This window comes from Proteus penneri (assembly GCF_003144535.1).
GTDB lineage: Bacteria > Pseudomonadota > Gammaproteobacteria > Enterobacterales > Enterobacteriaceae > Proteus > Proteus penneri.
Genome location: NZ_PHFJ01000005.1, coordinates 157,888 through 175,561, shown reverse-complemented (window position 1 = coordinate 175,561; position 17,674 = coordinate 157,888). Strand labels below are relative to the sequence as shown.

The window sequence follows — 17,674 nt, the reverse complement described above, 5'->3', positions numbered from 1 at the left end:
ATGCCTATTAATTAATCACTTGTAATAGGGAAAGAACAGGTAAGCTGCTCTCTTTATTTGTTATTAGTTTTTCCGTTCGACGATAAAACTCGCTAATTGTTTAAGCGTGGTTGTATCGTACTCGTATTGCTCAAGAAACGCTAAGGCATCCAGTGCTTCGTTATACAATTCCTGTGCTTTCTTTTGAGCTTGCTCTAACCCAAGGAGTGCAGGATAGGTGCTTTTTCCTGATTCTTGGTCGCTACCTTGACGTTTTCCTGTTTCTTCAGTACTGCCAATGACATCTAAAATGTCATCTTGCACTTGAAAGGCAAGGCCAATGGAATGAGCATATTTATCTAATGCAGGTAATACATCATGGCCTTTAGAGCCTGCACTAAAGGCGCCTAAACGAACAGCCGCACGAATTAACGCACCTGTTTTGTGTAAATGGATTTTTTCAAGAGATGCGAGATCAATCGATTTATCTTCTGCTTCAAGATCAAGAGCTTGACCACCACACATACCTGCAAGCCCGCTAGCTGTTGCTAATTCAGCAATCATTGCAACGCGATCAGTTATTGCAACATCAGGCATTGGATTTTTTGCTAAGATCTCAAAAGCCAGAGCTTGTAGTGCATCACCTGCTAAAATAGCGTTGGCTTCACCGAATTCAATATGACATGTTGGTTTACCGCGGCGCAAATCATCATCATCCATCGCAGGTAAATCGTCATGAATAAGGGAATATGCGTGAATACATTCTATTGCGGCAGCGGGTGCATCAAGGTTTAGTGCAGGGACTTTAAACATTTCGCCAACAGCATAAACAAGAAAAGGGCGTAAGCGCTTGCCACCTAAAAGAGCGCCATAATGCATGGCTTTACCTAGAGGCATGTCAGTGAATGGTAAAGCTGATAGCGCTTGGTTTAATGCATCATCAACACGCTGGTGGGCGGAATCTAATTTATGACGGAACGCATCCGTACTTGAAGTTGCGTTACTCAATTATTCTGCCTCTTGGATAAAATCATCAGGAGTTGCATTATCGTCTTCTTTTAGAAGAATACGAACACGCTGTTCAGCGTCTTGTAATGTTTTTTGTCCAACACGGGCTAGACGAACGCCATGTTCAAACTCATTAAGCGCTTCTTCTAAAGGGAGTTCACCGGATTCTAAACGGTTTACGATTTGCTCAAGTTCTTGCATGGATGCTTCGAAACTTGGTGCTTGTGAGATGTCTTCGTTAATTGGAGTCGTTTTCTTAGCCATAATATTTTTGATAATAAAGCATGTTAGCGCTGAATAATAGTCATCATCTTACTACAAGTAAGATGAAAATTTCTTATTCAGTCGATGATTTTTGCGGGTGAGCCCTAAATATTGGTGATATACTTTGTGACTTTTATAAACTCCAGTCAATTTACATCACTGTAGTTTATGTTTCTACTTAATAACCTATGACCATTGACTATGAAGTTTATTATTAAATTATTCCCCGAAATTACGATCAAAAGCCAATCAGTTCGTATACGTTTTATCAAAATTCTCACTAGCAATATCCGTAATGTATTAAATTCAATCGGCGATGAAATCACAGTTGTCCGTAATTGGGATAACATTGTGGTTGTGAGTAAAGACGAAAGTAAAAGTGAAGCAGTATGTGATGCATTAACACGCATTCCTGGTATTCATCACATTTTACAAGTCGAAGAACATCCTTATACCGACTTACATAATATTTTTGAGCAAACTTTTGCGGCATTTAAGCATTTAGTTGAAAACAAAACATTTTGTGTTCGTGCCAAACGTCGTGGTAAGCACAGTTTTACTTCAAATGAAGTTGAGCGTTATGTTGGTGGTGGTTTTAACCAACATGTTGAAAGTGCAAAAGTGAAATTAACGCGTCCAGATGTCACCATTAATTTAGAAATTGAAGATGATAAACTTATTTTAGTCAATGCGCGCTATGAAGGTATTGGTGGTTTTCCAATTGGTACGCAAGAAGATGTCTTATCACTGATCTCTGGTGGCTATGACTCAGGTGTATCAAGCTATATGTTAATGCGTCGTGGTAGCCGAGTTCACTATTGTTTCTTTAACTTAGGCGGTTCTGCACACGAAATTGGCGTTAAACAAGTTGCGCATTATTTATGGAACCGTTTTGGCCGTTCACATAAAGTGCATTTCGTTGCTGTTGATTTTGAACCTGTTGTCGCAGAAATCTTAGAAAAAGTCGATGATGGTCAAATGGGTGTTGTATTAAAACGTATGATGGTACGTGCAGCATCAAGAGTGGCAGAGCGTTATGGTGTTCAAGCAATTGTGACTGGCGAAGCATTAGGCCAAGTTTCTAGCCAGACCTTAACTAATTTGCGTTTAATTGATAATGCGACAGATACGTTAATTTTACGTCCTCTTATCACGCATGATAAAGAGAGCATTATCAATATTGCTCGCCAAATTGGCACAGAAGATTTTGCTCGCACAATGCCAGAATTTTGTGGGGTAATTTCAAAAAGCCCAACAGTGAAAGCCGTCAAAGCGAAGATCGAAGCGGAAGAAGAGAAATTTGATTTTTCTATTCTTGATAACGTTGTTGAAAATGCCAAGAATATGGATATTCGCCGTATAGCCGAAGAAACTGTACAACAAGTGACAGAAGTTGAAATGGTCTCTGAGTTCGGTGCAAATGACGTTATTCTTGATATTCGCTCCCCTGAAGAACAAGAAACATCACCATTAAAAATGGATGGCATTGATGTTAAAGAATTACCTTTCTATAAATTAAGCACTCAGTTTGGTGATTTAGATAAAACTAAAACCTATTTACTGTATTGTGATCGCGGTATGATGAGCCGTTTACAAGCGCTTTATTTACGTGAGCAAGGTTTTGAAAACGTAAAAGTGTATCGTAAAAAGTAGTGCGATAATCTTTAGTTATCAGGAATAAAAAAAGCCACTATATTGAGCAGTCTAATATGTTAGAACAGTTCAATATAGTGGCTTTTATTATCTATCTATTCCCGAACCCAGTAAATTCATCTTGGTAATTATAAATACCGGGTGGTAATACGAGTTGTTTGGCGACATCAGCAGCAGCTTCTTTACCTTTTAAGCGTTCGATAATTTTTAGTGCAAAATCGATAGATGTTGCGGGTGCTTGGCTAGTAATTAAATTGACTCTTTCATCAAAATAGACTCGATAATCAACCCATTTTTTCGGTGATATTTTATCTTTTAATGCAGGAAAACCTGTCATGTTGCCGATGGGAAAAATATTATGAGACTCAAGGATCATTGCCGGTGCTGCACAGATGGCTGCGACAAGTTTATTTTCACTGTGCATACGACGTACTTTTTCGACCACTAAAGGGCTATCTCTCAATGTTTCAGTACCTTGTAATCCACCGGGGAGAATAATAACGTCATAGTGATGATCAACAACACGAACTAGAGGCGCATCGGCGACAAGTTTAATACCACGAGAACAAGTGATAATAAGATCATCAACATCATTTTCTGCACTTGCAAGTACGACATTAATCCCAGCCCTTACCAGCAAATCTACGGTAGTGACGACTTCGGTTTCTTCGCTTCCATTAGCTAGGCAGATGAGTGCTGATATGGTCATAATTGCCTTCCTGTTGTTTAATAAATTGAAAAAGGCGGTTATTTTCTGGCAATACAAGCCCTTGTTCTGAAGCTCGACGTAATAAATAACCCGTAATATAGTCAATCTCTGTATGGCGTTGATATTTCACATCTTGATACATAGAAGAATAATTATTTGCAGTTTGTTCTATGGTATCAATAATATAGCCATGAAGGTGAGCTTGAGACGTTGGTACGACTCCCTCACGTTCCATCACTTGATAAACTTCGTCGCATACTTTTTGAATATGCTCAGGATAACGCAATAAATCACCATTACGGCATTGATAATAAACGGTAAGAGGATTGATAACACAATTAACTGCAAGTTTTAGCCAACTAATGGTATGGATATCATTATGCCAAGCGACATCAGGCAATGCATGATGCAAGGTTTCTGCTAAATAGCTATATTGTTGAGCCGCATGATTTAATGGACCTATATGTGTTATTCCTGTTGCTGTATGAATAACATCTTGCCCTTGTTGATAAGCACCATGAGTAATAATGCCTTGTAATATAGGTCTGATAATGGGGTGTTGTGTTGCTGTTAATTCATCGGCAGTACCCATACCATTATGAATGAGTAAAATCGGACATTGTGCAGAAAGATAAGGTAATAGTGCATTAACAGCATCTGATACTTGCCAAGATTTTAAGCAAACAATTAATAATTCGCTCTGCTTTAACCATTCAAGTTGATTTGCAGTAATACGCTGATAAAAAGGCTCACCATTAATGTTATCAACACTTACGTCTAAAAAAGGCTGTGGCACTCTTAGCCAACCTTGTACTTCATGAGACTGAAGTGTTAAAGCGGCAACCCAAAGTTTACCAATCGAACCACATCCTAAAACGGTAATTTTCATTGTGCCTCTTTTTGCAAATCGTAATAGCGCAAGATGGCTACTGACGCTTATTAGACTATTAAGTTAAAATTATAACATTGATTACACTTTCCTGTTTAATGTATGTTTGCGCTTTACTATAAGAGGAAATAAAAGGGATAAATTTGTTATTGAATGTGCAATGCTTTTTTGCAACTCTAAAAGAAGCTATTATTCGGGTTGTATTTATTTATTGAGGAAGAAAGAATGCCATCTTTTGATATCGTATCTGAAGTTGACTTACATGAAGTGCGTAATGCAGTAGAAAACGCGCAACGTGAACTGACTACTCGCTGGGATTTTCGTAACGTTGAAGCAAGCTTTGAATTAAACGAAAAAGCAGAGTCAGTGAAAACGACCAGTGTATCTGAATTTCAGGTTCAACAATTATTAGATATTCTGCGTGAGAAAATGGCAAAAAGAGGGATTGATGGTGCGGTATTAAATATCCCTGAAGAGATGACTCACAGTGGAAAAATGTACAGCGTAGAAGCCACGTTGAAACAAGGTATTGATACAGCCTTAGCAAAAAAAATTGTTAAGTTGATCAAAGACAGTAAATTAAAAGTTCAGGCTCAAATTCAAGGTGAGCAAGTCCGCGTTACAGGTAAATCACGTGATGATTTACAAGCCGTAATGAAATTAGTCAGAGAAGGTGAGTTAGGGCAGCCATTCCAATTTAATAACTTCCGTGACTAATTGTTTATCTATTGAGTCATATAAAAATGCGCTGTTAAACCAGCGCATTTTTATTTTATCCCGTCAATTTATAGACCTTTAAACCAAAGAGATTAGCGACTCTAATGTTGCTCTCGGTGTCTGTTTAGTATCAACCTTGATATAAGCACTTTGTTCATCAGCCATAATCACAACTTCATTAACCCCCGGTTGTTGATTAAATAATTGTTGTAGTCTCTGTTGTTGGCTTGAAGATAGGTTTTTAGGTAATTCAACGCGTAAGCTACTGACATAAGCGGGTTGGCGTAATGTTAAGCTAATCAAAAACCAAATAATGCCGATCACTAAACAGCCCAGAAATACGATTTGTGCATCATAATGCTGATAAAGCCATCCCCCTAAAATACCGCCTAATGCCACACCTAAAAATTGGCTGGTGGAATAAATTCCCATTGCTGTACCTTTATAGCCAGCAGGTGCTTCTTTACTGATTAATGAAGGTAGTAGTGCTTCCATAATATTAAAGCCAATAAAAAAGACCTGAATGCCAGCAATAATTAGCCATAAACTAGAGCCAGAGCTTATTAAAATAACTTGAGCGATAATTAGTAAAAAGATACAGAATAAGAAAACCTGTTTCATTTTACGTTTTTTTTCTGCATAGATAATAAAAGGGAGTACAGTAATAAAGGCAATTAGCATGGTGACTAGATAAACAATCCAATGCTTCTCTTTTGCTAAACCAGCGCTACTCATAACTAGAGGAAGTGCAACAAATGCAGCCATTAATAAAGTATGTAGTGAAAAAATACCCGTATTCAACTTAAGAAGCTGTGCATCAAATAAGACTTTTTTTACACTGCCACGGACAAAACCAGATTCTCGATTAAGAATAGGGTGTTCGCTATTCGGCACAGTAAAAAGCGTAATAACAATGCCACCCAAGGCGAGTAGAGCAATTCCCCAAAACAGGCCATGTAAGCCAAAAATATGCGTTAAAATAGGGCCTAAAACTAAGGCTAAAGCAAAGGTTATCCCAAAGCTAATACCAATAAAGGCCATTGCTTTTGTTCTATTTTGTTCTCGAGTTAGATCGGAGAGTAAAGCCATAACTGCGGCTGATATAGCGCCAGCACCTTGTAGTGCCCTACCAATAATAATGCCGTAAATATTGTCGCTAAGAGCTGCAATAAGGCTCCCGACAATAAAAATAATTAAGCCAAAAACAATCATAGGTTTTCGACCAAATTTATCAGAGAAAATACCAAAAGGAATTTGGAATATAGCCTGTGTTAATCCATAAATACCGATGGCTAATCCAATGAGAGATTCTGTTGCGTGTTGTAGCTGAAGCCCATAGGTGGTTAAAACTGGGAGTACCATAAACATGCCAAGCATGCGAAGAGAAAAGACAGTGCCTAGTCCCCATGTAGCTTTGCGCTCTAATGGGGTCATTTTATTATCATTCATGGATTACCTCGTATTACTGATACCCCATTGTAATGACATTTTATAACGAGGTTAATCAATAAATGGGATGTAAAAAAGTCAAAACTGTACTGATATCTTCTTTAGTCGCGAAACAGGATAAAAAAAGACCAGTCAGAAGGCTGACTGGTCTTTCGGTTACTTTAGTAAATACATTATCTTAAATAAGCAAAAACAGTTTCTGTTGTTGAGCTTGTTGGATCAACCGACATCATTACACTTAATGAAGTGATTGCCACAATAGAGAAAATAAATAATTTTCGTGCCCACACTTTATCATTGGTTGCTTTATAACCGGATAAAGCCATGCCCAACCACCAAATACTGACGGCAGAAGCAACTATTAGATATTTATAGCCCGCATATCCAACTAATGTCAGCATTAAGGTTGCAATCATAAATGCCAGAATATAAAGAATGATATGGCGTTTAGCGACTGAGATCCCTTTAATAACGGGTAATACCGGAATATTAGCTGCTTGGTAGTCTTTAAAACGGAAAATAGCAATGGCATAAGAGTGAGGCATCTGCCATAAACTAAAGATAAGTAATAGGATTGCCGCGCCTGCATCAAACTCACCGCTAACGGCACAATAACCGATAACAGGGGGAGCAGAGCCAGATAAACTTCCAATCAGTGTGCCATAAACAGATTTACGCTTCATATAGAGGCTATAAACCCCAACATAAATAATAAAACCAAATACAGCGATAAACATTGCAAGCGGGTTGGCTGCTACATAGAGCAGCACAACACCTGCAATACCTAATACTGAGGCATAAATCAGGCTAATTCGAGGGTCAATTAATCCTTTAACTAATGGGCGGTTCTTCGTTCTTTCCATGATACGGTCAATATCACGGTCAATATAGTTGTTAAAAACACAACCAGAAGCAACGACCAGAGACACCCCAAGTAGAGTCGCGACAAATAGGGGGTAGTCAATCTCACCTTTAGAGGCGAGAAGGAAACCACCTATTACAGAAATTAAGTTTCCGAAAATAATTCCTGGTTTGGTGACTTGTAGGTATTGCTTAATCATAGCGACAACTCTTAATCCATCATCATATTGATGTTCAGGTTGTACATAATCCACAACGAGCCTACGACAACAATGCCGATAATAAGCAGTGTGAACAGGAATGCGACGACGTTCCAGCGCTCTTCTGATGACGTATTCATATGCAAGAAGCAGACTAAGTGAACCACAATCTGCACAACTGCCATACCGACAACAGTCCAGAGAATTGTTGCTGGTGTCGCTGTTCCTTCCATCACCATCCAAAATGGAATAACGGTGAGGATAACAGACAGAATAAAGCCGATTAGGTAAGACTTCATACTGCCGTGGCTTGCGCCTGAAGGAGAAGTATTTGGATGACTCATTACATCGCTCCCATCAGATAAACTACGGTGAACACACAGATCCAGACAACGTCAAGGAAGTGCCAGAACAGACTTAAACAGCTTAAACGAGTACGGTTAACTTCAGTTAAACCACGGCGTGATACTTGGATCATCATAATTACAATCCAAATTAAACCCGCAGTGACGTGAAGACCGTGCGTTGAAACTAATGCGAAGAATGCAGATAAGAATGCACTGCGATCTGGGCCATAACCTTCTGCGATTAGCTCATGGAATTCGTAAACTTCCATGATGACGAAACCTAAGCCGAATAAGAAAGTAACAAATAACCACAGATTAACTTGGCTAACGCTACCTTTATTCATGCTCAGCATAGCGAAACCAAAAGTGATACTACTAAATAGCAGTAAGAAGGTTTCAACTAAAACAAACGGTAAGCTAAAAATTTCTTTACCTGAAGGACCATCTGCAATCCCGTTAACAAGCACCGCATAAGTGGCGAATAAGCTGGCAAACAGGATAAGGTCGCTCATTAGATAGATCCAGAAGCCGAAAACTTTTGTCGCTCCTGCATCGTGGTGCCCATGATGTTCATGGGCGTTTGTGTTATTTACAGTTTGAGTAGACATTATTTCACACCTGCTTTTTTCAGTTCTTCATAATGCTTATTCTCGATAGCTTCAATTTCAGGTACTTGGACATAGTAATCCACATCTGTATCAAAGCTTTTCACGATCCAAGTGACAATCATGCCAGCGAAACCAACAATAGCTAACCACCAGATATGCCAGATCATGGCAAAACCAAGGACTAAGCTGAATGCTGAAATAATCACACCTGCGCCAGTATTTTTAGGCATATGGATCGGTTCGTATTTGGTTGGACGCTGATAGGCTGTGCCTTTTTCTTTCTGATCCCACCACTCATCACGAGTTTGAACATTAGGTTCAACGGCAAAGTTATAGAAAGGAGCTGGTGAGGAAATTGACCATTCCAGCGTACGTCCGCCCCATGGATCGCCCGTTAAGTCACGGTTTTGATCACGGTCACGGATACTTACGTAGATCTGGATAACTTGACAAGCGATACCGATAGCAATCAATGCAGCGCCACCCGCAGCAACCATTAACATTGGATGGAATTCAGGGTTGATATTTTGGCTGATACGACGAGTCATACCCATAAAGCCAAGAATGTACAGTGGCATAAAGGCCATAAAGAAGCCGATAAACCAGAACCAGAATGCACGGATACCCCATTTCTCATTCAGTGTGAAACCGAATGCTTTAGGGAACCAGTAAGTCATCCCTGCGAAACAGCCAAATACCACACCACCGATAATAACGTTATGGAAGTGGGCAATTAAGAATAGGCTGTTATGTAAAACAAAGTTTGCACCCGGAACGGCTAACAGAACCCCAGTCATCCCCCCAACAGAGAAGGTGATAAGGAAACCGATAGTCCACAACATTGGGCTTTTATATTCGATACGACCTTGATACATCGTAAACAGCCAGTTAAAGATTTTAACTCCTGTTGGTATAGCGATGATCATCGTGGCGATACCGAAGAAGGCGTTTACGTTAGCCCCCGAACCCATAGTAAAGAAGTGGTGTAACCAAACGATAAATGACAATACGGTAATAACGACAGTCGCACCAACTAAAGAGGTATAACCGAATAACCGTTTTTTAGAGAATGTTGCTGTAACTTCAGAAAACACACCAAATACAGGCAGAACAAGGATATAAACTTCTGGATGACCCCAAGCCCATACAAGGTTGATGTACATCATCATGTTACCGCCCATATCATTGGTAAAGAAGTGCGTTCCAAGATAGCGGTCTAAAGTTAATAGCGTAATAGTAACTGTTAAAATTGGGAATGCAGCAATAATCAGGACGTTAGTACATAAAGCAGCCCAAGAGAATACTGGCATTTTCATCATACTCATACCCGGCGCACGCATACGCAGAATAGTCGCGAAGAAGTTAACCCCAGTTAGAAGCGTACCAATACCGGATATCTGTAAGCTCCATATCCAATAATCTACCCCGACTCCTGGGTTATACTCCAAACCAGAAAGTGGTGGATAAGCTAACCAACCTGTTTGTGCGAATTCACCAATACCTAAAGAAATGTTGATGAGTACTACACCAACGACAAAGAACCAGAAGCTCAGTGAGTTAAGGAAAGGGAAGGCCACATCACGGGCACCAATTTGTAAAGGTACAACAAGATTCATCAGACCTACAACGAAAGGGGTCGCCATGAAGAAAATCATGATAACGCCGTGTGCGGTAAAAATCTGATCATAGTGATGAGGTGGTAAGAAACCAGCTTCGCCGGCAGAGGCGAGAGCTTGTTGGCTTCTCATCATAATTGCATCGGCAAAGCCACGGAACATCATGACCATTGCAACGAGGATATACATAATACCAATTTTTTTATGGTCAACGCTGGTTAACCATTCGGTCCACAACCATTTCCATTTACGAAAATAAGTTAGTGCGCCAACAATAGCAAGTCCACCAAGAACAATACCGAGTAAAGTAACTACGATAATTGGTTCATGTAGAGGGATTGCATCAAGAGTTAATTTTCCGAACATGCCTTTATTCCTCTGCTCCTGCATGCGCCGCATGGCTCATGTTCATATTCATTGTTGCATCAGCATGTGCTGTCTGATTGCCACCTGTGTGAGCGCCATGACCTGTATGACCAAATTTAGAAATAGTTTCTTGGAATAACATTGGCTTCACGCTTGAATAGTAGGTCACTGGATTTTTCTGGCTTGGTTTAGCAAGTTCATTAAATGCAGCGGTCGTATTTAACGTATCTGGCGATTGTTTGACTTTTTCAACCCACGCATCGAAACCGGCACGATCAGGTGTCGCAATCGCTGTAAATTTCATATCAGAGAAACCGTGTCCACTATAACTTGCAGACATACCTTGATATTCACCAGGTTCATTCGCAATTAAGTGCAACTTAGTTTGCATTCCTGCCATCGCATAGATTTGTCCACCTAAGCGAGGGATGAAGAATGAGTTCATGACAGAGTCAGAAGTGATTTTGAAATTAACAGGAACATTAGTAGGGAAAGCCAGTTCATTAACTGTTGCAATACCTTGTTCTGGATAGATAAATAACCATTTCCAATCCATTGAAACAACTTCAATGGTGACAGGTTTTTCTGTGGACTCTAAAGGTTTGTAAGGATCAAGCTCATGGGTTGTTTTCCATGTAATGCTCGCCAAAATCACAATGATGATAATTGGCACAGTCCAAACGACGAGTTCAATTTTATTTGAGTGAGCCCAGTTTGGGCGATAGGTGGCTTTAGTATTGGATTCACGGTAGCGAAAAGCGAAAACAATCACCATCAGTATTACCGGTATCACAACAATTAACATTAAACCAAGCGCAATGAGGATTAATGTTTTTTGCTCAGCGCCGATAGCGCCTTTGGGATTCATTAACGCCATATCACAGCCACTTAAGAGAAGAGCTGCTGCTAATAGCGAGAGTGTCCCAATACTTTTTATGTATTTCATAAGTCTCATCCAACGACCCAAATGACAAAGGTTCTATTGTTGTTTCATCAGTATCAGTAAGGACATTTTACGGTAAGGTTGCGACAGTGTAAACAATTGTAATGGTAAGTAAGTGGTTGGTTGGTCTTTTGTGTTAATGTGATCACAAGTAATCAAAATATTAAATAAATGTTAATTTAATTATTGCGTATTAACTATAATTTCATAAAGTACCATGTTTTTAAAATAAATACATATTTTTACAAATAAAAATGCAATAAAAAGTGTAAGAAAACGTATTGTGATTAAAAAAGTAACAGATTAGAGGTCGGAGGAGAGTTGATAGGTGAAATCCTTTTTATATTAATGTTTAATATCCATATTTGATGTTTGTGTAATTTTTAATATGGTTAATTAGTAATTTGATGAATATTTATATCCAATGAGAAAACTTTTCATTAAGTGGTAAAAAGAGGTTACAGCGAATAAAAATGCTTTCGCTGTAATAAAAATTAACAATTAGCGATCAAAAATTATATTTCAGGCTATATACAATGCCGTCTTGCAAAAAATCTTCGCCTAACTTTTTATAAGCATAACGATATTGAATACCCGTAGTAATAGAGGTCGTTGGATGCCACCAAAAAGCTAAAGCGCCATTAAATCCATCTTTCCCCCATTGCCATAACGCTCATGACGGTTAAATTCCATTTCATGCCAATTGCTAATGCTAAATTTTTGAGCGCTAATCGAAAAATCATATCCAGCAACCCAGCCAACAACGTAGCCATTATTTCCTGAATAGTAAGTTTGATCGACATAATGAAGCGCAATAAATGGTTTAAACCATAAATTATCTATTTGTGTGTTATAGCCTAAGCCGTAAAGTGTATTAACTTCATGGAAGTTGCCGTTGTTTTCTTTACCGGGAAGTGACCATGTACCGTAAATATGTCCGTATAAATTAACATCACTTTCACCTAAGTAAATGCGACTTGTTGCTTTAACAGTATAACGTTGATTATCACCTGGTTCTGTTTTTCGAGGATTAAAGGGATTTTCTAGATCAAAAAAACCGTAAAATTCACCCCATGAAAAGTTGGCACCACCTTCAAGTTCTAGATAGGCAAAATCATCTTTATGAGAAGATTGCCCTGTTTTGTGTGTTGTATGAGTAGTCCAATCAAGATAATTGATGCTGGTATTAGCGAAGCCACCTAAATAGCTAGCTTGAGCAGATAAAGAAAGTGTACTTGCGATGGTTAATAAAAATGTTTTTTTTATCATGAATAATCTCAATTTATTTTAATGAAATAATTTTGCGGTGAATTTATATTTTTATATTTTTTGAAACTATAACCTATAAAATTGTAATTTGCAGATTATGATGTTGAAAATAAGATCTATTTCTAGAATATTAAATTGATAATTAAAAATGAGAATTTTAGTATTGTTTAGTTTATTTTTATTATTTGAGATGCTTTGAATGGATTAAGCGCTTAATCACTGTTTTTGGGCAAAAAAAGAAAGCGGAAGAAGAAAGAAAAATATGTGGTAACAATCGCGTAAAAATACCTCACGACACAGGAATCAAGGGATAGTATCATTAGCCAATATTCGTTTTTATCTTACTTGGAATTTTCATTGTGACCTCATTTGCTGAACTTAACGCACTTCCTGCTGAACAACTCGCTAACCTTAATGAATTGGGTTATCTCACTATGACTCCGGTTCAAGAAGCTGCTTTGCCCGCTATTCTTGAAGGAAAGGACGTTCGCGCTCAGGCAAAAACAGGTAGCGGTAAAACGGCTGCTTTTGGTTTGGGGCTTTTGCAACACATTGATGCAAAACAGTTTAATACTCAATCACTTATTTTATGTCCAACGCGAGAACTTGCTGATCAAGTTGCAAATGAATTACGTCGTCTTGCTCGTTATCTTCCAAATATCAAAGTATTAACGCTGTGTGGCGGAGTTCCATTTAGTATCCAGCGTGATTCATTAATACATGCTGCACATATTATTGTTGCAACACCGGGCAGATTGCTTGATCACCTAAAGAAAGAGACTGTCACTTTAGATGATGTGAAAACATTGGTGTTGGATGAAGCAGACAGAATGTTGGATATGGGATTTTTTGATGATATCAACGATATTATTTCTCGTATGCCAACGGCACGCCAAACATTGCTTTTTTCTGCAACTTGGCCAAATGAGATCGCAACAATTAGTCGTAAGATCCAGCAAAACCCAATCACTATTGAAATCAATTCTGTTGATGAACTTCCGGCTGTTGAACAGCAGTTTTATGAAATATCTCGTCATGGAAAAATAGGATTGCTGCAAAAACTGTTAAGTCGTGAGCAACCAGCTTCTTGCGTCGTGTTTTGTAACACAAAGCGAGATTGCCAAGATGTGTATGAAACACTGACAGAAAGCAATCAAAGTGTGCTTGCTTTACATGGCGATATGGAACAAAGAGAGCGTGATCAAACGCTTATTCGCTTTGCTAATGGGAGTTGTCGTGTATTAGTCGCAACAGATGTTGCAGCTCGCGGGCTTGACATTAAAGCGTTAGAAATGGTGATCAATTACGAATTATCATGGGATCCTGAAGTACACGTTCACCGTATTGGGCGTACAGCCAGAGCGGGTGAGAGTGGATTAGCAATCAGTTTTTGCGCACCAGAAGAAATTCAACGTGCCAATGCTTTAGAAGAAATGCTTCATATGAAGATAAATTGGTTGCCTATTCCTACAGGCCTACAAATTACGCCACTTGAAGCAACGATGGCAACATTATGTATTGATGGTGGTAAAAAGGCCAAAATGCGCCCTGGTGATATTTTAGGGGCATTAACGGGTGATATGGGGTTCAATGGTACCGATATTGGTAAAATTATGATTAACCCAACACATGCTTATGTTGCTGTAAAACAATCTATTGCAAAACAAGTCTGGAAACAGCTGCAACAAGGTAAAATCAAAGGTAAATCAGTAAAAGTAAGATTATTTAGATAAATTTTTTACTCAGAACATAAGAATACAAAAAGGACAGTTTAACCTGTCCTTTTTTATAGTTCATATCTTGAGAAAGTAATAAAACTAATGTGTTGTTTTCTTAAGGGCTAAATAATCTAGGATTGTGCCAAAGATAAGGCTTATCGCACCAATAATAACACCATATAAAAAGAGTGTTGAAGCCCAAGAACTTAATCTATCAGTATCTATTTTTTGAATAAAATCGACAGATTGGAATATTTCTAATGTTGGTAGTGAATTTGTAACAACAAGAATTAAACTACAAATAAAGAAAAGAGTCGTTAGCATCAAGCCATAAATAGCAAAACGGTACTGTTTAATAAACAAGGTTCTTCTAAGGAATTCCCCCGTTTTTTGCGTATAAATAAGTGTGTTTTTCGAAACCAACAGCAAAATAAGGCCAGGTACAGAAGCAACGATAGAAAAAAGATAAAATGCTTCCCAACCATGACTTTCAACATACCAGCCTGCAACCGGGCCAACATAAACACGACCAATTGCAGAGAGAGCCGAGAGCAACGCAAATTGTGTTGCTGAAAAGGAGAGATGACAAAGTGTCATTAAGAGGGCGACGAATGCGGCTGTTCCCATTCCTCCACAGATATTTTCAAAAGCAACTACCGCACCCATGCTATAAATACTTTGTTCAGAAATAGCTAAATACCAATACCCGATATTTGAGCCACCTTGCAAAATACCAAAAATCATCAGTGCTTTAAATAAACTCCAACGGCGCATTAATAAACCACCTAGCAATGCCCCAATAATAGTGGCTGCAAGCCCAAGTGTTTTATTCACTAATCCTACTTCACCTGCATCGAACCCCGCACCGCGAATAAGAAAAGTGGTACTTAAACTTAAGGCAAAAGCATCTCCCATTTTATACAGCACAATAAGCAGTAAAATTAGCCAAGCATTATTACGAGAAAAGAATTCATATAAAGGTTCAATAACGGCTTCATAGAGTGTACGCGGTGGTTTTACGGTGGTTTCTGGCTCTTGGGCAAGTAGTGTGGCAATAATACCAATTCCCATTAAGGCAGCCATTAACCAGTACATATTTTGCCAACCAATATACTTATCAGCTAACCAAAGTGCCATTCCTCCAGAAACAAGCATGGCTATGCGATAACCTAGGACAGAAACTGCAGCACCTGTACCACGCTCATCTGCTTTTAATATATCTGTTTTATAGGCGTCAAAAACAATATCTTGTGAAGCAGAACAAAAAGCAACAATGACAGCTAGAGAGGCTAGCCACCATAAATGATCATTAGGATTTAAAAATCCCATTCCTGCAATACCAAGTACTAACCCTATTTGAGTGAGTAACATCCATCCTCGGCGTCGACCAAGAAAAGAGGGGGTATAGCGATCCATAAAGGGTGACCAGAGGAATTTAAAAACATAGGCTTGTCCCACCAATGAGAAGAAACCAATGGTTTTTAAATCAATGTTTTCTACTGTCATCCATGCTTGTAATGTACCCGCGGTTAATGCAAGTGGTAATCCAGAAGTAAAGCCAAGTAACAGTAAAATAAATGATTTGTACCAAGTGGTTTGTTTGAAGGCAGGCTGAACCATGCAAGAATTCCTTTCGACGACCTGTTTAAGATAACAGGTCGTTTATTCTAATAAATTAACGGGCGTTAGATTTGATAAATTGACTGACTGAAGCGTCTTTTGCCATATCGCTAACGAGCTCACTTAAGACATTATTAATCGCGGCGGCAATTTTCTCATTAGTTGCGCCAAATGGGCCTTGGACATTGTAGCTAGTACGGAATGTTTTGGTATTAGAGCTGCCATTTGGTAGGGTAACGATAACTGAAATATCCGCTTTTGCACTGATATTATGACGAATACTACCTTCGCCAACATCTGCATTGAGTTTATTGATAACAATAATTACATCAGCAGAAGCAGGAGAACCTATCATAAAACCACGAGCTGTCATTTGCTTTTGCAGAACTTCTTGCATTAAAAATGCAATGTCACGAGTTGGAACAAGGGCTTCTAATTTACCGTTACGGTTGATTTCCGCTAGGTTTTTTGATGCGCGTTTGTCTTGGCTTGAAATATTCAGTGAAATAGGGCGCATTGTAGGGTCGGCCGCAGGAACTGACATCACTGGCTCAATGGATAATTTGTTACTTGGAGTTGCACAACCTGAAAGTAGTGTTAATGCAAAAACAGCACAGAGTAAATTTTTAATCATGAGGTAATCTCGGTTAAATAAGTCTGTTGTGTTAATAAGTAGAATAGGCTTCAAACTTTAGCCTATCATACCACTGCTAATAGGTTGCTAATATCCCCTTAAAGAACGAAATTATCTGATTTTATCAATTGATTTTATTTCAAATTACTCTCATTTTTACTCATGTATTTGCCAATATTTGGTCAATGGTTTTACTCAAGATGAAAAATAAGCGATTATCATCAGCAAAATTAAAAAGAATAAGCTCATCATTTTGTATTGATAAAGACTAAATCAATATAGGCTGGTTGACTTATTTTTTGTTCACCATGGTATAAAGGCTAGAGTATTAGGGGCAGAGATGATCCGTGATGATATTGAGAATAAGCTGATTTCGCGCTTTTCACCGCATTTTTTACAAGTAATAAACGAAAGCCATCGCCATAATGTGCCCGAAGGCTCTGAAAGTCACTTTAAAGTCATTATCGTTAGTGATGATTTTAATGAGAAACGTAGTGTTACACGCCATCGTGATGTGTACCAAACATTAGCTCATGAAATGGAAAATGGTGTTCATGCATTAGCATTACACACTTTTACTTTGAGTGAATGGAATGAACAGCAGGATAAAGCATTACGCTCTCCTGGGTGTCGTGGCGGAAGCCAAGAAGATTAACAACCTTATCGTTAATCGTGAGTAAATAGATCCTAAGATGCGTATTTTTTGTTCTTTATAGAGGAAAAAAGGGTGGAGTTGCTCGATTTTATGAAAAAATTGAGGAATAAAACGGCTCTTTCTCGACTCAACCCCTCTAGATCGTTATAATGTCGCGTCTAATTTTCAG

Annotated in this window: 16 protein-coding genes and 1 pseudogene; 4 read left to right on the top strand and 13 right to left on the bottom strand. The window is 38.6% G+C overall.

Annotation, left to right across the window (positions count from 1 at the left end):
- Positions 1-63 precede the first annotated feature (63 nt).
- Positions 64-987 carry a (2E,6E)-farnesyl diphosphate synthase gene (gene ispA, locus CUB63_RS08645; RefSeq protein WP_109847881.1) on the bottom strand — a complete coding sequence of 308 codons (924 nt, stop codon included), beginning with the start codon at positions 985-987 and terminating at the stop codon, positions 64-66.
- Complete coding sequence (gene xseB, locus CUB63_RS08640; protein WP_006535109.1) at positions 988-1,251, bottom strand: exodeoxyribonuclease VII small subunit; 264 nt, start codon at positions 1,249-1,251, stop codon at positions 988-990. It lies immediately after the preceding gene.
- Between the two features lie 201 nt (positions 1,252-1,452).
- On the opposite strand from xseB, the gene thiI reads away from it, so the two are divergent.
- The gene (thiI, locus tag CUB63_RS08635) at positions 1,453-2,904 is read left to right on the top strand and encodes a tRNA uracil 4-sulfurtransferase ThiI (RefSeq protein WP_109847880.1); all 1,452 of its coding nucleotides are present in this window, start codon (positions 1,453-1,455) and stop codon (positions 2,902-2,904) included.
- Positions 2,905-2,995: 91 nt separating this feature from the next.
- Here the strand turns inward: thiI and yajL are convergent, their stop codons facing one another.
- Both yajL and panE read right to left on the bottom strand, forming a co-directional pair.
- Positions 2,996-3,613, bottom strand: coding sequence for a protein deglycase YajL (yajL, locus tag CUB63_RS08630; protein WP_109847879.1), 618 nt, complete (start codon positions 3,611-3,613; stop codon positions 2,996-2,998).
- Positions 3,582-4,502, bottom strand: coding sequence for a 2-dehydropantoate 2-reductase (gene panE, locus CUB63_RS08625; protein WP_109847878.1), 921 nt, complete (start codon positions 4,500-4,502; stop codon positions 3,582-3,584). The genes yajL and panE overlap by 32 nt, the downstream gene beginning before the upstream one ends.
- Positions 4,503-4,727: 225 nt before the next feature.
- On the opposite strand from panE, the gene CUB63_RS08620 reads away from it, so the two are divergent.
- Positions 4,728-5,219 (top strand): YajQ family cyclic di-GMP-binding protein, encoded by a 492-nt coding sequence (locus tag CUB63_RS08620; RefSeq protein WP_072063676.1) that lies wholly within the window; start codon positions 4,728-4,730, stop codon positions 5,217-5,219.
- A 78-nt stretch (positions 5,220-5,297) separates the two neighbouring features.
- Here the strand turns inward: CUB63_RS08620 and CUB63_RS08615 are convergent, their stop codons facing one another.
- The 7 genes and pseudogenes from CUB63_RS08615 to CUB63_RS08585 all read right to left on the bottom strand — a co-directional run bounded on the left by CUB63_RS08615 (position 5,298) and on the right by CUB63_RS08585 (position 12,878).
- Positions 5,298-6,668 carry an MFS transporter gene (locus CUB63_RS08615; RefSeq protein ID WP_072063675.1) on the bottom strand — a complete coding sequence of 457 codons (1,371 nt, stop codon included), beginning with the start codon at positions 6,666-6,668 and terminating at the stop codon, positions 5,298-5,300.
- A gap of 173 nt (positions 6,669-6,841) precedes the next feature.
- On the bottom strand, positions 6,842-7,729 hold the full coding sequence (gene cyoE / locus CUB63_RS08610; RefSeq protein ID WP_072063674.1) for a heme o synthase: 888 nt from the start codon (positions 7,727-7,729) through the stop codon (positions 6,842-6,844).
- 11 nt (positions 7,730-7,740) lie between these two features.
- Positions 7,741-8,073: a cytochrome o ubiquinol oxidase subunit IV gene (locus CUB63_RS08605; protein WP_006535101.1), complete on the bottom strand. Its 333-nt coding sequence runs from the start codon at positions 8,071-8,073 to the stop codon at positions 7,741-7,743.
- On the bottom strand, positions 8,073-8,684 hold the full coding sequence (locus tag CUB63_RS08600) for a cytochrome o ubiquinol oxidase subunit III (RefSeq protein WP_036932890.1): 612 nt from the start codon (positions 8,682-8,684) through the stop codon (positions 8,073-8,075). Before CUB63_RS08600 ends, CUB63_RS08605 begins: the two co-directional genes overlap by 1 nt.
- A complete protein-coding gene (cyoB, locus tag CUB63_RS08595; RefSeq protein ID WP_072063672.1) occupies positions 8,684-10,666 on the bottom strand; it encodes a cytochrome o ubiquinol oxidase subunit I in 1,983 nt (660 codons plus the stop codon). Before cyoB ends, CUB63_RS08600 begins: the two co-directional genes overlap by 1 nt.
- Before the next feature lie 4 nt (positions 10,667-10,670).
- Positions 10,671-11,621, bottom strand: a complete 951-nt coding sequence (cyoA, locus tag CUB63_RS08590) for a cytochrome o ubiquinol oxidase subunit II (RefSeq protein WP_006535098.1) — start codon at positions 11,619-11,621, stop codon at positions 10,671-10,673.
- Positions 11,622-12,117: 496 nt separating this feature from the next.
- A pseudogene (locus CUB63_RS08585) lies at positions 12,118-12,878 on the bottom strand (nucleoside-specific channel-forming Tsx family protein).
- A gap of 359 nt (positions 12,879-13,237) precedes the next feature.
- Here CUB63_RS08585 and dbpA point away from each other — a divergent pair.
- On the top strand, positions 13,238-14,611 hold the full coding sequence (gene dbpA, locus CUB63_RS08580; RefSeq protein WP_072063670.1) for an ATP-dependent RNA helicase DbpA: 1,374 nt from the start codon (positions 13,238-13,240) through the stop codon (positions 14,609-14,611).
- Between the two features lie 84 nt (positions 14,612-14,695).
- Here the strand turns inward: dbpA and ampG are convergent, their stop codons facing one another.
- Entirely contained in the window at positions 14,696-16,216 is a 1,521-nt protein-coding gene (gene ampG, locus CUB63_RS08575) for a muropeptide MFS transporter AmpG (RefSeq protein ID WP_109847877.1), read from the bottom strand.
- 55 nt (positions 16,217-16,271) lie between these two features.
- Positions 16,272-16,850 (bottom strand): YajG family lipoprotein, encoded by a 579-nt coding sequence (locus CUB63_RS08570; RefSeq protein WP_006535091.1) that lies wholly within the window; start codon positions 16,848-16,850, stop codon positions 16,272-16,274.
- Positions 16,851-17,190: 340 nt separating this feature from the next.
- On the opposite strand from CUB63_RS08570, the gene bolA reads away from it, so the two are divergent.
- A complete protein-coding gene (gene bolA, locus CUB63_RS08565) occupies positions 17,191-17,505 on the top strand; it encodes a transcriptional regulator BolA (protein ID WP_006535089.1) in 315 nt (104 codons plus the stop codon).
- Positions 17,506-17,674 lie beyond the last annotated feature (169 nt).